Raw genomic sequence first — 12,495 nt, 5'->3', positions numbered from 1 at the left:
TGAAGGGACCCTTCACAGCTCCTTCGCCGGAGCCGTGGAGCCACTAAGTTGAAGGGTGCCCACCACGTCGACGTGTCGGAGGCTCCTCATGAAGAAGATCATCAACGATCCGGCCACCGTGGTCGCCGAGTCGCTGAGAGGACTTGCCGTCGCCCATGCGGACCTGCTGCGGGTGCGGGACGATCCGGCGCTGGTCGTCCGGGCGGACGCCCCGGTGCCGGGCAAGGTCGCGGTGATCTCGGGCGGCGGTTCCGGCCACGAGCCGCTGCACGGTGGGTTCGTCGGGCCGGGGATGCTCGACGCGGCGGTGCCCGGCGCGGTCTTCACCTCGCCGACGCCGGACGCGGTGCAGGCAGCGCTCGCCGAGACCACCGGCCCGGCCGGTGCGCTGCTGATCGTCAAGAACTACACCGGTGACGTGCTCAACTTCGAGACCGCCGCCGAGCTGGCCGCGGTCGACGACCTCGACGTGCGCAGCGTGGTGATCGACGACGACGTCGCGGTCAAGGACTCCACCTTCACCGCCGGGCGCCGCGGCGTCGGCGGCACGGTGCTGGTGGAGAAGATCACCGGGGCCGCGGCCGCCCGCGGTGACACACTGGACGCGGTGGAAGCGCTGGCACGCAAGGTGATCGGGCAAGTTCGCTCGATCGGGGTGGCGCTCACCGCACCGACCGTGCCGCATGTCGGCCAGCCCAGTTTCGACCTGGGCCCGGACGAGATCGAGTTCGGCATCGGCATCCACGGGGAGCCGGGCCGCGAGCGGATCCCGGCCGAACCGGCCGACGCGCTGCTGGCCCGGATGGTCGAGGCGGTGGCTTCCGACCTGCCGTTCGCCGCGGGCGACCGGGTGCTGCTGTTCACCAATTCGATGGGTGCCACCCCGCAGCTGGAGCTGTACCTCGCGCACGGCATTGCCGAGCGGCTGCTGGCCGAGCGTGGCATCGTGGTCGAGCGCAGGCTGGTCGGCCCGTACATCACGAGCCTGGAGATGCAGGGCATCAGCCTGACCTTGTTGAAACTGGACGACGAGCTGACGCAGCTGTGGGACGCCCCGGTGCGCACCCCGGCTCTGCGGTGGGGGATCTGATGAGTTGTTCTGCCGAGGGCCTAGCCGCGGCGCTGCGCGAGGCCGCCGAGGTGGTCGCGGAGCACCGCAGCGAGCTGGTGGAGCTGGACCGGGTGATCGGGGACGCTGACCACGGCGAGAACCTGAGCCGCGGCTTCACCGCGATGGTCGCCGCGCTGGAGACGGAGGTGCCACCGACTCCCGCCGCAGTGCTGAAGCTCGCGGCCACCACGTTGATCTCCAAGGTCGGTGGCGCGGCGGGTCCGTTGTACGGCACGGCTTTCCTGCGTGCGTCGGCGAAACTCGGTGACGCCGCGGTGCTTGATCCGCCGTTGCTGATCGAAGCGCTGCGCGCCGCGCTGGAAGGCGTGCAGGCGCGGGGCAAGGCGGTCGGCGGGGACGCGACGATGGTCGACGCGCTGATCCCGGCCCTGTCCGCGGCCGAAGGGGCGGCCGGTGGCTCGGTGGCCGAGGTGCTCACCGCCGCGGCGGAAGCGGCCGATCGCGGCGCGGAGTCCACTGTGGACCTGGTGCCACGCAAGGGCCGGGCGTCCTATCTCGGCGAACGGGCGGTGGGGCACATGGACCCGGGCGCGCGCTCGACCGCGTTGCTGCTGCACGCTTTCGCGGAGGCGGCCCGGTGACCGTCGGAATCGTTCTCGTGTCGCACAGCGCGAAACTGGCCGAGGGGCTGGCCGAGCTGGCCGGTCAGATGGCGCCCGACGTACGCATCGTGCCCGCCGGCGGGCTGTCCGACGACGGCGGTCTCGGCACCGACTACGACGACGTCGTGGCCGCCACCCAGCGGGCCGATTCCGGCGACGGCGTGGTGCTGCTCTACGACCTGGGCAGCGCGCAGATGACCGCCGAGCTGGCCGTGGAGTCGCTCGCCGACCCTTCGGCCGCCGTGGTCGCGGATGCGCCGCTGGTGGAAGGCGCCGTGGCGGCGGCGGTGGCCGCCCAGTCGGGCGCGAACCGCAAGGCGGTGGGCGAGGCGGCAGCAGGCGCCGGTCTCGCGCCCGACCTGGCGGCCGTCGAAGCCTCCGCGGACGACGGCGGTGAGGAGAAGGCGTTCACGCTGACCAACGACGTCGGCCTGCACGCGCGTCCGGCGGCCGTGCTGGTGCGCAGCCTGGCCGGGTTCGAGGCGGACGTCTCAGTACGGCTGGGCGCGCGCGAGGCAGACGCACACAGCGTGCTGGCGTTGATGTCGCTGGGTGCGCGGCAGGGGGACCGGATCGTGGTCCGGGCCTGCGGGCCGCAGGCCGCCGAGGCGCTCGCCAAGGTGACCGAGCTGGTGGGCACGAACTTCGGCGAGTGATTCCGGGGCGGGCTCCGGCGGCAATCCACCGGAGCCCGTGATCCGGTGCGTGCAGTCCGAAGTGGACGGCTTTACGGGGGCGGTAAGAGCGGGCCGCCCGCCCAGTGCTGGAAGACCAGATTCGTGTGTACGCGGGCGATTTCGTCGCGGGCGGTCAGCTCGTCGAGCACGAGGCGCTGCAGTTCGCCGGCGGAGGCGACGGCGACGTGGGCGAGGAAATCGTCCGGGCCGGTCAGGTGGTAGACCGCGCGGACTTCGGGCAGGCCGAGCAGGTGCCGGACGAACGCGTCGACCAGCGGCCGCCGGTGTGGCCGGACCTGCACGAACAGGAACGCCTCCAGGGGGCGCCCGAGTTTTGCGGCGTCCACGGCGGCGTGCTGGCCGGTGATCACGCCCGTCTCGCGCAGCCGGTTGACCCGGTCCAGGCAGGTGGAGGGCGCGATCCCGACCGCCGCCGCGAGATCCTTGTTGGTGATCCGGGCATCGTTCTGCAGCTGACGCAGGATCTCAAGATCAACCGGACTCAGTTCGACGGAAGCAGTCATGCGCGAACGATATCCGAAATCCTTGCCCGGAATCCGGTGAAGAACCGACGATACGGCTATGACCTCCTCGCTGCACACACGTGCCGTCCACGCCGGTCGCGACGATCTCGCGGGCCTCGGCCTGCACGCCGCCCCGATCGATTTCTCCACCACCTACCCCTCGCGGGACAGTGCCGAGGAGGCCCGGAGGATCGACGCGTTCGCCGCGGGCGAGGACGTCACCGGGATTTACGGCCGGATCGGCAATCCGACGGTCGAGCGGTTCGAGCTGGCGCTCGCCGAACTGGAGGGCTTCGACCACGCGGTCGCGTTCGCCAGCGGGATGGCCGCCGTGTCGGCCTGCCTGCTTTCCGCGGTGATGCAAGGGAAACCGCACATCGTCGGCGTCCGCCCGCTTTACGGCGGCACGGACCACCTGCTCACCACCGGACTGCTCGGCACCGAGGTCACCTGGACCGCCCCGGAGGACGTGGCCGGTGCGCTGCGGCCGGACACCGGGCTGGTCTTCGTGGAGAGCCCGGCGAACCCGACCCTGTCCGAACTCGATCTCGCCGCGCTGGTGGAAACCTGTGGCGCGGTGCCGGTCCTGGTGGACAACACCTTCGCCACGCCGGTGCTGCAGCGGCCCGGACAGCACGGGGCGCGGCTGGTGCTGCACAGCGCCACGAAGTTCCTCGGTGGTCACGGCGACGTGATGGGTGGCGTGGTCGCCTGCGGTGCCGAGGAAGCCGCCCGCCTGCGTGGCCTGCGGTTCGCGACCGGCGGCGTCCTGCACCCGCTTGCCGGATATCTGTTGCTACGCGGCCTTTCCACCCTGCCACTGCGGGTCAAGGCCGCCTCGGCGACCGCGGCCGGACTCGTCGGACGGCTTGCCACGCACCCCGCGGTGCACGCCGTGCACTACCCGAAACTGGGCGGCCCGCTCATCTCCTTCGAGGTGACCGGCGACCCGCACGCGGTGATCGGCGCGGTCCGGCTGATCACTCCCGCGGTGAGCCTCGGCAGCGTCGACACGCTCATCCAGCACCCGGCGTCACTGACACACCGCATCGTCGCCGAGGACGATCGCACCGGTTCCGGCATCACCGCCCGCCTGCTCCGGCTGTCAGTGGGACTGGAGGACGTCGAGGACCTGTGGCTGGATCTGGACCAGGCGCTGAAATCCTGCTAACCGCCGCAACAGCCGCCTCCGCAGCACCCGCCGGACGGGGCGGGGGCGGCTGAACCGGTGAGCGCGACCGTGGTCAGCAGCTTGACGGTGTCGGTGTGGCCGCCGGGGCACAGCGCGGGCGAGCCGGATTCGCTCATCGGCCGCTGAAGCTCGAACGTCTCGGTGCAGTCGCGGCAGCGGTAGGCGTAGGTGGGCATGCGGTGATTATCGCCGCTCGTGCCCGGCGGTGGGAAGCTGTCGGGGTGGATGTACCTCACTACGCGGATGTTCCGCACCTCGGCCAGGTCGTTCCGTCCCTGCTCGCCGCGCTGGGCGTGCCCGGGGAGGCGAGCACGCTCGTGGTACCCGAGTGCCGCAGCGCCTGCGTACTGCTCGTCGACGGGCTTGGTTGGCAGCTGCTGGCCGAGCATGCGACCGACGCGCCGGTGCTGACGGAGCTGGCGAAGAGCCCGCTGCGCGCGGGGTACCCGTCGACCACGGCGGCCGGCCTCGCGGCCATCGGTACCGGCCTCGCGTCCGGCGAACATGGGATGGTCGGCTATACCTTCGAGGTGCCCGGCGCCGGCGTGCTGAACGCCCTGCGCTGGCGTTCACACGAGGACGGCAGCGATCTGCGCGGTGCGCTGCCTCCACGTGACGTACAACCGTTGCCCACGACGTTCGAGCGCGCGGCCGCCGCCGGACTCGATGCCGTCGCGGTGTCGTCCGCCCAGTTCGCAGACACGGCGATGACCAAAGCGACGCAGGGCGGCGCGCGGTACGCCGGTGTACACGCGCTCGGCGACCTCGCCGCGCGTACGCTGGAAGTGTTGTCGTCACGGGCTTTCTGCTACGCCTACCATGGCGAGCTGGACCTTGTCGGGCACCTGTACGGCCCCGGTTCGACCGCGTGGCGAATGCAGCTGCGACAGGTCGACCGTCTTGTGGAGTCGATTGTGGACGGTCTACCACCCGGTGCTGTGCTAGCCGTCGTCGCCGACCACGGCATGGTGCGTATCGGGGAGAAATTCGACCTCGAAGCCACTCCGGAACTACTCGTCGGCGTACGCGCTTTCGGTGGCGAGGTGCGAGCACGGCACGTGTACACCGAACCGGGCGCCGAAGCCGACGTACGCCAGGCATGGCAGACCGTACTCGGCGACCGTGCGTGGGTCCGCTCCCGCGACGAGGCGATCGAGGAAGGCTGGTTCGGCACCGTCAGCGACCGCGTACGCCCCCGGATCGGCAACGTGGTAGCCGCGGCGTGTGGGACCTTCGGCATGGTTCGCGAACTCGGGGAGGCGGTCGAATCGTCCCTGCTCGGCCAGCACGGTTCGTTCACCGAGGCGGAACAGCTGGTGCCGCTGGTGCTGGCGGCGGGGTGAGTGACCCGTCTCGACGGCCCCGGACAGCCGGTACCGCCGATCCTTGCGACGGACCGAGCCCTTACCGTTGCTCGCGTGCCCCGACGCAACCGCCCCGGCCGGGCCCGCCCCGGACCGGCCGAACGACCGGACCCCGGCGCGGTCGGCGGCTGGGCAAGCACCGAATCGGCGCCCGATGGGGATTGGCTGGTGCGCACCGTCCCCGGCGCGCAGGCGGGCAAGACCTACCGTTGCCCCGGCTGCGATCACGAGATCCGCCCCGGCACCCCGCACCTGGTGACCTGGCCCGCCGATGACACCGGCGGAGTCGCCGATCGCAGGCACTGGCACCGCCCGTGCTGGGCCGCCCGCGCCCGCCGCCGCCCCGGCCGGTGACGTTCTCGCCCGGAAAACCCCACGGCGCCGACACTTCCGGCCGCACACGCCGCTCGTCCGGCGAACCACGGACAACGTCCACAATGGACGTGACTCCGGAGGATGTCCGAGCCACGGCCGCTCAGCTCACCGCCGGGTACCCGGCTGGCGCCGCTCACAGCCTCAGGCCCGGCTCACCGCCGCGCGCCCGGCTGGCGCCGCGGCATGAACGCTGGGCATCCGCGTTCGTGCCGCATGCTCGGCTGGCTGCAGCTCACCCTGGACACTGCCACTCACCGGACTCGTTGCCCCTCCATCCAGCTCACGCCGGACACCCGCGTTCATGGCGGGTACCCGGCTCACCGCCGCACGCCGTTCACCGCCGCATGGGGCTGACGCTCGCCACCCGGCCCATCCCGTTCCACACCCCTCGAAGGTAACTCCCAGGTACGACAGAATCCCGCCATGACCGAACTGCCCCTCCTGCTGCTGCACGCCTTCCCGCTCGACGCCCGGATGTGGGACCAGGTGCGCGCACCACTGGCCGAACGGATCCGCGTGATCACGCCCGACCAGCGCGGTTTCGGACGCAGCCCGTTGCCGGAGACCGAACGCGAGCCGGACCTCGCCGACGCCGCCCGCGACGTGCTCGCGTTGCTCGACAAACTCGGTCTCGACCGGGTGGTGCTCGGCGGTTGCTCGATGGGCGGCTACCTGACGATGGCCCTCCTCCGCCTCGCGCCGGAACGCGTCGGCGGACTGGTCCTGATCGACACCAAGGCGGCCGCCGACACCCCGGAAGCCGCGCAGAACCGGCTCGACCTGGCGAACCGCGCCGAGGCCGAAGGCATCACCGGCTGGCTGGCCGAGCGGAACCTGCCCGCCCTGCTCGCGGACACCGCGGCACCGGAGGTCGTCGAGCGGGTGCGCGGGCTGATCGACGCCCAGCCGCCGTCCGGCGTCGCCTGGGCCGCCCGCGCGATGCGGAACCGGCCGGACGCCACGGACGTGCTGCGGCAGGCCGAAGTCCCGGCGCTGGTGATCGTCGGCGAGCGGGATGCGCTCACCCCGCTCGATGCCGCGAACACGATGGTCGGAGCGTTGCCGGACCCGACACTTGCCGTCATCCCGGACGCCGGGCACCTGACCCCGCTCGAAGCCCCTGCGAGCGTCACAGAGGCAATCCTCGGCTGGTACCCGGTCAGCTGAAGCCGGCCATCAGCTTCCGCAGCACGGTGTGGGAAGCGCTCCGCGATGAGGAGCCGCCAAGCGACAGCGAACAGCTCGCGAAGCTGCGTACACGTGGCAAGAGCTGCTTCGTCTGCTTCGCCGGGGCACGCGGCCAGCATCTCCGGAATGCCTTGCTTCGCGAGAATCGCCAGATCCCACTCAAGCGGTCCGCGCCAGCATGGTCCGTCAGCGGTCGCCAGGAGGTTGCCCGGGTGCGCGTCGCCGTGCAGCGGGCGGCCCGGTGCCGGCAGGAGGTTCTCGGCCAGCCGCAGGGTTTCCGTCCATATCCGGTCGCTCGCTCCGGGTGGCAGCGTCGCGGTCCGGTCGGCCATGCGCAGCAGCTCGTCCGCCGGGCCGCGTGGAGGCAATTCGCCCGGATAGTCACGCAGGGCGTCGTGCACCTGCGCCAGAGACCTTACGGTCTCCCTCACCCCGTGCCGATGGTCCGGGATCGTGGCGGGTCCAGTTCCAGAGCGTGACCGGCAGTCCGGCCGCGAAATGCGGTCCGGCCGGGGGATCCGTGGTCGGTGAGACGACGCGCACACCACGTTCGGTGAGGTACGTCGACATCGCCACGTCACGCGCGAGCCACGGGGTCGGGTCCGGCCGCAGCAGACGCGTGGTGCCGGGTACCCGTGCGATCGCCGGACCCATTCTCACCAGCACGTTCGATCGTTCGTGGAGGACCTCGGCGCGATCGGCGGGAACCCCGGGGCGGCGCCCGGGCGGCGACCGCCGCGGCGGTGTGGGACCCGGTCATCCGGCGATCTGAGCAGCCGGTGCGAGCGACTGTCGGTGACGAGGGCTACGATCCTCCCGAGCCGCTCGGATCAGGCCAGTCCTGAGCCCGGACGACCCGGACGATGACCACCACAAGGCTGCAGTGTTGGAGGCAGGAGTGACGGCCGTAGCCCCGAAGCCGATCGCAACGCGCCCGTATCCCGCGCGCGAGTCGGTAAAGGGTTCGTACCTGCTGCGGTTGTTCCGCACGACGGACCACAAACAGATCGGGATCATGTACCTGGTCACGTCGTTCGCCTTCTTCATGGCGGGCGGCGCGATGGCCATGCTGATCCGCACGGAGCTGGCCCGGCCAGGGCAGCAGTTCCTCTCCCAGGAGCAGTACAACCAGCTGTTCACCATGCACGGCACGGTGATGCTGCTGCTCTACGCCACCCCGATCCTGTTCGGGTTCGCGAACTTCATCCTGCCGCTGCAGATCGGCTCGCCGGACGTCGCCTTCCCGCGGCTGAACGCGTTCTCCTACTGGCTGTACCTGTTCGGCGGCCTGATCGTGCTGTCCGGCTTCCTCACCCCGGGTGGCTCGGCCGACTTCGGCTGGTTCGCCTACACGCCGCTCTCGGACGCGATCCACTCGCCCGGCGTCGGCGCCGACCTGTGGATCGCCGGTCTGGCGGTGTCCGGTCTGGGCACCATCCTGGGTGCGGTCAACATGATCACCACCGTGGTCTGCCTGCGTGCGCCCGGCATGACCATGTACCGGATGCCGATCTTCACCTGGAACATCCTGATCACCAGCATCCTGATCCTGCTCGCCTTCCCGATCCTGACCGCGGCTCTGTTCGGCCTGCTGGCGGATCGACATCTGGGCGCGCACGTGTTCGACCCGGCCAATGGCGGGGTGATCCTCTGGCAACACTTGTTCTGGTTCTTCGGCCATCCAGAGGTATATATCGTCGCGCTGCCGTTCTTCGGGATCGTGTCGGAGATCTTCCCGGTGTTCAGCCGCAAACCGGTGTTCGGCTACAAGGGCCTGGTCTTCGCGACGCTGGCGATCGCCGCCCTGTCCGTGGCGGTGTGGGCGCACCACATGTATGCCACCGGCGCCGTGCTGCTGCCCTTCTTCTCCTTCATGACGTTCCTCATCGCGGTGCCGACCGGTGTGAAGTTCTTCAACTGGATCGGCACGATGTGGAAGGGCCAGCTGTCCTTCGAGACGCCGATGATCTTCTCGATGGGCTTCATCGTCACGTTCCTCTTCGGCGGCCTGACCGGCATCCTGCTGGCCGCGCCGGCGATCGACTTCCACGTGTCGGACAGCTACTTCGTGGTGGCGCACTTCCACTACGTGCTCTACGGCACGATCGTGTTCGCGACCTTCGCCGGGATCTACTTCTGGTTCCCGAAGATCACCGGCCGGATGATGGACGAGAAGCTCGGGAAGTGGCACTTCTGGACCACGTTCATCGGCTTCCACGCCACGTTCCTGGTGCAGCACTGGCTCGGTGCGGAGGGCATGCCCCGCCGCTACGCGGACTATCTCGCCAGCGACGGGTTCACCACGCTGAACACGATCTCCACGATCGGCGCGTACATCCTCGGCGCGTCCACGCTGCCGTTCATCTGGAACGTGTTCAAGAGCTACCGCTACGGCGAGATCGTGACCGTCGACGACCCGTGGGGCTACGGCAACTCCCTGGAGTGGGCCACGTCCTGCCCGCCGCCGCGGCACAACTTCACCGAGCTGCCCCGGATCCGCTCCGAGCGTCCGGCGTTCGAGCTGCATTACCCGCACATGGTGGAGCGGCTGCACACCGAAGGCGAGATCGGGTTCTTCGGCAAGCCACGTCATGTGGCCGCGCCTTCGCAGAAGCTGGTCGAGGCCACCATGCCCGGTGACCACGACAAGGACAACGCGAGCGAGAAGTAGCCTCGCGGCAGACCTCGAACGAGGCGGGCGCCCCTCCACCAGGGCCGCCCGCCTCTTTCGTGCCCGGAAAAGCTGTGAAGGGTCCCTTCACGGACGCTGCGGCTGTGAAGGGTCCCTTCACAGCTCCTCCGAACCGCCCACAATCGCTCGTTCGTGGAGTGCGGGTGTGAAGCCGGGCACGCGGGCATGCTGCATTCCGGCCGAGGGGGCCAGACTGGTCGGGTCTCGCATCCGCCTTACGAGGGAGAGCTCCCAGTGACCCAGACTCCCGTGCTCATCACCACCACCGGGCCGGACAAGCCGGGTGTTTCGTCCGTGCTGTTCGCCGTGCTCACCCGGCACGACGTCGACGTGCTCGACGTCGAACAGGTGGTGATCCGGGGGCAGCTGGTGCTGGGTGTGCTGGCCGGCGTCTATCGCGATCCGGAGGGGCTGCAGGAGTCCGTGGAACAGGCGATGGCGACCGTCGGGATGGAGGTCGAGGTCCGTATCGGCGACGCGATCGGTGCCGATCCGTTCGCGCTCGGGCGGCGCGACTCCTCGCACGTGCTGGTGGTGCTCGGGCGCCCGGTGACCGCGCGCGCGTTCTCCGAGGTGGCTCGCCGGCTGGCCTCGGTGGGCGCGAACATCGACTCGATCCGCAGCGTCGCCGACTACCCGGTGACCGGCCTGGAGCTGTACGTCTCGGTGCGCGAGGACAGCGAGATCGCCGACGCCGAACTGCGTTCCGAACTGGCCGACGCGGCCTCCAAGGCCGGCATCGACGTCGCGGTGGAGCGGGCGGGCATCACGCGCCGGGCGAAGCGGCTGGTCGTCTTCGACGTGGACTCCACGTTGGTGCAGGGCGAAGTGATCGAGATGCTGGGCGCGCACGCCGGCGTCGAGGAGCAGGTCCGCGAGATCACCGAGGCTGCCATGCGCGGCGAGCTGAACTTCACCGAATCGCTCGAACGCCGGGTGGCGCTGCTGGCCGGGCTGCCGGCCTCGGTGATGGACGAGGTCGCCGCCCAGCTCGAACTCACGCCCGGCGCCCGCACCACGGTGCGCACGCTCAAGCGGATGGGCTTCCGCTGCGGTGTGGTGTCCGGCGGGTTCTCGCAGATCATCGAGCACCTGGTGGCGGATCTCGGGCTGGACTTCGCGGCCGCGAACGAACTTGAGGTGGTGGACGGCAAGCTCACCGGCCGCGTGACCGGCGAGGTCGTCGACCGCGCGGGCAAGGCGACCGCGTTGCGCCGGTTCGCCGGGGAGTACGGGGTTCCGCTCGGCGCCTGCGTCGCGGTCGGCGACGGGGCCAACGACATCGACATGCTCGCCGCCGCCGGGATGGGCGTGGCATTCAACGCGAAGCCCGCCCTCAAGGAGGTCGCGGACACCGCGATCTCCCACCCGTATCTGGACGCGGTGCTGTTCGTCCTCGGCGTCACCCGGGCCGAGGTGGAGGCGGCGGACGCGGCGGACGGGCTCGATCTGGTGCGCCAGTGAGCCGGATTCTCGAACCACTGCGCAGCCGTTACGCATACTGGCTGGGCATGCCCGCGGAGGCGACGTCCGACACCTCCGACGAGGATCCGGACCAGGTGCGCGCGATGCCGATCGTTCTGCGCATCGAACGTGCCGAGCCGCCCGGCCGGACCGCGTTGCTGGAGGCGGCTGCTGCGGCCGCGGTCGCGGTCTGCCTGGACGAGCGTTCCGAGGCCGGCGGGGAATGGGCCGAACCCGTAAATCTCTGGCTGGACAATCGGATCCGGAAGGTTTCCCGGCGGGCTCGTGGGGCGCATTGGCGGGCGGTGCTCGACTTGCCCGGAGTCACCGTGGAAGTCGGCGGGGCGGAGGTCCGGGCACTGGTACCGGGGCTGGTTTCCCAAGCGCCGAAAGAGGTTTCCCGGTTGCAGATCTCCGGGAGCGAGCTGCCGATGGATACGCCCGGAGCGGCTCCGGGCGGTGTGCCGGTGCTGCTGCTCAATCCCGACGTGGCGATGACTGTCGGGAAGGCTGCCGCTCAGGTCGGGCACGCCACGATGATTCTCGCGTCGCTGCTGCCGGACGAGGCGTTGGGTGCGTGGGCGGCGCGGGGGTATCGGGTGGCGGTGCGGACGCCTTCTTTGGCGCGGTGGAAGGAATTGTGCCCGATCGAGGATCCGGAAGGGGGCTGGCGGAACGATCGGGTGGTGGCGGTGCGCGACGCCGGGTTCACCGAGGTGGAGCCGGGGACCATTACCGTGCTCGCGCAGTATCCGGAGGGCGGGATTTCGGGATGACGCTTGAAGTACTGCGCGAGGGCAAGCATCGGTTCGTCGGGCGTAACGATCGTGGGGCGGAGGTCGTGCTGGGGAGGGCCGGGGCGGAGGGGGCGTTCTCCCCGGTGGAGTTGCTGCAGATCGCGGTGGCGGGGTGTTCCGCGGTGACGGCGGAGGAGCTGATCGTGCGGAGGGTGGGGGAGGACGCGGAGTTCCGGGTGGTGGTGAGTGCGGATCGGCGGGTGGGGGTGGCGGAGCTGGACGGGGTCCGGGTGGTGTTCGAGGTGGATCTGGCGGGACTGGCCGGGGATGTTCGGGAGGGGATGGTCCGGGCGGTGGAACGTGCGGTGGAGCGGTTGTGCACGGTGCGGAGGACCTTGGTGAAGGGGGTGCCAGTGGTGGAGGAGTTCCCCGGCTCCCAGCGGTGAGCGGGCACCTCGGGCGTAATAAGGCTGTGAAGGGTCCCTTCACAGCCTCTGAGTCCGTGAAGGGTCCCTTCACAGCCAGCGGCGATGGGTGGGCGGCGAACT

Annotated in this window: 13 protein-coding genes and 1 pseudogene; 11 read left to right on the top strand and 3 right to left on the bottom strand. The window is 70.2% G+C overall.

The window, feature by feature from the left end; all coding sequences use genetic code 11:
• Positions 1-88: 88 nt before the first annotated feature.
• From dhaK to dhaM, 3 genes are read left to right on the top strand one after another with little or no spacing between them, the layout of a single operon-like run.
• Entirely contained in the window at positions 89-1,090 is a 1,002-nt protein-coding gene (gene dhaK, locus D5S19_RS09405; protein WP_120022967.1) for a dihydroxyacetone kinase subunit DhaK, read from the top strand.
• Entirely contained in the window at positions 1,090-1,713 is a 624-nt protein-coding gene (dhaL, locus tag D5S19_RS09400) for a dihydroxyacetone kinase subunit DhaL (protein ID WP_120022966.1), read from the top strand. Before dhaK ends, dhaL begins: the two co-directional genes overlap by 1 nt.
• A complete protein-coding gene (gene dhaM / locus D5S19_RS09395) occupies positions 1,710-2,390 on the top strand; it encodes a dihydroxyacetone kinase phosphoryl donor subunit DhaM (protein WP_120022965.1) in 681 nt (226 codons plus the stop codon). The genes dhaL and dhaM overlap by 4 nt, the downstream gene beginning before the upstream one ends.
• Before the next feature lie 71 nt (positions 2,391-2,461).
• On the opposite strand, the gene D5S19_RS09390 is transcribed toward dhaM, so the two are convergent.
• Positions 2,462-2,935 carry an Lrp/AsnC family transcriptional regulator gene (locus D5S19_RS09390; RefSeq protein WP_120022964.1) on the bottom strand — a complete coding sequence of 158 codons (474 nt, stop codon included), beginning with the start codon at positions 2,933-2,935 and terminating at the stop codon, positions 2,462-2,464.
• A 58-nt stretch (positions 2,936-2,993) separates the two neighbouring features.
• On the opposite strand from D5S19_RS09390, the gene D5S19_RS09385 reads away from it, so the two are divergent.
• Positions 2,994-4,106 carry a trans-sulfuration enzyme family protein gene (locus tag D5S19_RS09385; RefSeq protein ID WP_120022963.1) on the top strand — a complete coding sequence of 371 codons (1,113 nt, stop codon included), beginning with the start codon at positions 2,994-2,996 and terminating at the stop codon, positions 4,104-4,106.
• Here the strand turns inward: D5S19_RS09385 and D5S19_RS09380 are convergent.
• On the bottom strand, positions 4,103-4,303 hold the full coding sequence (locus D5S19_RS09380; RefSeq protein ID WP_098513596.1) for an FmdB family zinc ribbon protein: 201 nt from the start codon (positions 4,301-4,303) through the stop codon (positions 4,103-4,105). The genes D5S19_RS09385 and D5S19_RS09380 overlap by 4 nt on opposite strands.
• Before the next feature lie 45 nt (positions 4,304-4,348).
• Between D5S19_RS09380 and D5S19_RS09375 the strand changes: the two genes are divergently transcribed.
• From D5S19_RS09375 to D5S19_RS09365, 3 genes are all read left to right on the top strand, one after another.
• Entirely contained in the window at positions 4,349-5,470 is a 1,122-nt protein-coding gene (locus D5S19_RS09375) for an alkaline phosphatase family protein (protein WP_120022962.1), read from the top strand.
• Positions 5,471-5,545: 75 nt separating this feature from the next.
• Positions 5,546-5,845 (top strand): hypothetical protein, encoded by a 300-nt coding sequence (locus D5S19_RS09370; RefSeq protein ID WP_120022961.1) that lies wholly within the window; start codon positions 5,546-5,548, stop codon positions 5,843-5,845.
• A gap of 444 nt (positions 5,846-6,289) precedes the next feature.
• Complete coding sequence (locus tag D5S19_RS09365; protein WP_120022960.1) at positions 6,290-7,033, top strand: alpha/beta fold hydrolase; 744 nt, start codon at positions 6,290-6,292, stop codon at positions 7,031-7,033.
• Between the two features lie 257 nt (positions 7,034-7,290).
• On the opposite strand, the pseudogene D5S19_RS34305 reads toward D5S19_RS09365, so the two are convergent.
• Positions 7,291-7,455 (bottom strand): annotated as a pseudogene (locus tag D5S19_RS34305) (aminoglycoside phosphotransferase family protein); the annotation flags it as partial.
• Positions 7,456-7,952: 497 nt separating this feature from the next.
• Between D5S19_RS34305 and ctaD the strand changes: the two are divergent.
• From ctaD to D5S19_RS09340, 4 genes are all read left to right on the top strand, one after another.
• Positions 7,953-9,725 (top strand): aa3-type cytochrome oxidase subunit I, encoded by a 1,773-nt coding sequence (ctaD, locus tag D5S19_RS09355; RefSeq protein WP_120022959.1) that lies wholly within the window; start codon positions 7,953-7,955, stop codon positions 9,723-9,725.
• Positions 9,726-9,980: 255 nt separating this feature from the next.
• Entirely contained in the window at positions 9,981-11,210 is a 1,230-nt protein-coding gene (gene serB / locus D5S19_RS09350; protein ID WP_120022958.1) for a phosphoserine phosphatase SerB, read from the top strand.
• Positions 11,207-11,986 carry a peptidyl-tRNA hydrolase gene (locus D5S19_RS09345; RefSeq protein ID WP_120022957.1) on the top strand — a complete coding sequence of 260 codons (780 nt, stop codon included), beginning with the start codon at positions 11,207-11,209 and terminating at the stop codon, positions 11,984-11,986. Before serB ends, D5S19_RS09345 begins: the two co-directional genes overlap by 4 nt.
• Entirely contained in the window at positions 11,983-12,393 is a 411-nt protein-coding gene (locus D5S19_RS09340; RefSeq protein ID WP_120022956.1) for an OsmC family protein, read from the top strand. Before D5S19_RS09345 ends, D5S19_RS09340 begins: the two co-directional genes overlap by 4 nt.
• Positions 12,394-12,495 lie beyond the last annotated feature (102 nt).

The sequence above is a fragment of the Amycolatopsis panacis genome, from assembly GCF_003600245.1.
Classification (GTDB): Bacteria; Actinomycetota; Actinomycetes; order Mycobacteriales; family Pseudonocardiaceae; genus Amycolatopsis; species Amycolatopsis sulphurea.
Note: the sequence above shows the minus strand (reverse complement) of the source record. Positions and strands in the feature narration are given on the sequence as shown.

Excerpts from the sequence above, each read along its gene's own strand:
- D5S19_RS09390 (WP_120022964.1), bottom strand. The coding sequence starts at position 2,935 with ATGACTGCTTCCGTCGAACTGAGTCCGGTTGATCTTGAGATCCTGCGT.
- dhaK (WP_120022967.1), top strand. The coding sequence starts at position 89 with ATGAAGAAGATCATCAACGATCCGGCCACCGTGGTCGCCGAGTCGCTG.
- D5S19_RS09385 (WP_120022963.1), top strand. The coding sequence starts at position 2,994 with ATGACCTCCTCGCTGCACACACGTGCCGTCCACGCCGGTCGCGACGAT.
- D5S19_RS09340 (WP_120022956.1), top strand. The coding sequence starts at position 11,983 with ATGACGCTTGAAGTACTGCGCGAGGGCAAGCATCGGTTCGTCGGGCGT.
- dhaL (WP_120022966.1), top strand. The coding sequence starts at position 1,090 with ATGAGTTGTTCTGCCGAGGGCCTAGCCGCGGCGCTGCGCGAGGCCGCC.
- D5S19_RS09365 (WP_120022960.1), top strand. The coding sequence starts at position 6,290 with ATGACCGAACTGCCCCTCCTGCTGCTGCACGCCTTCCCGCTCGACGCC.
- D5S19_RS09380 (WP_098513596.1), bottom strand. The coding sequence starts at position 4,303 with ATGCCCACCTACGCCTACCGCTGCCGCGACTGCACCGAGACGTTCGAG.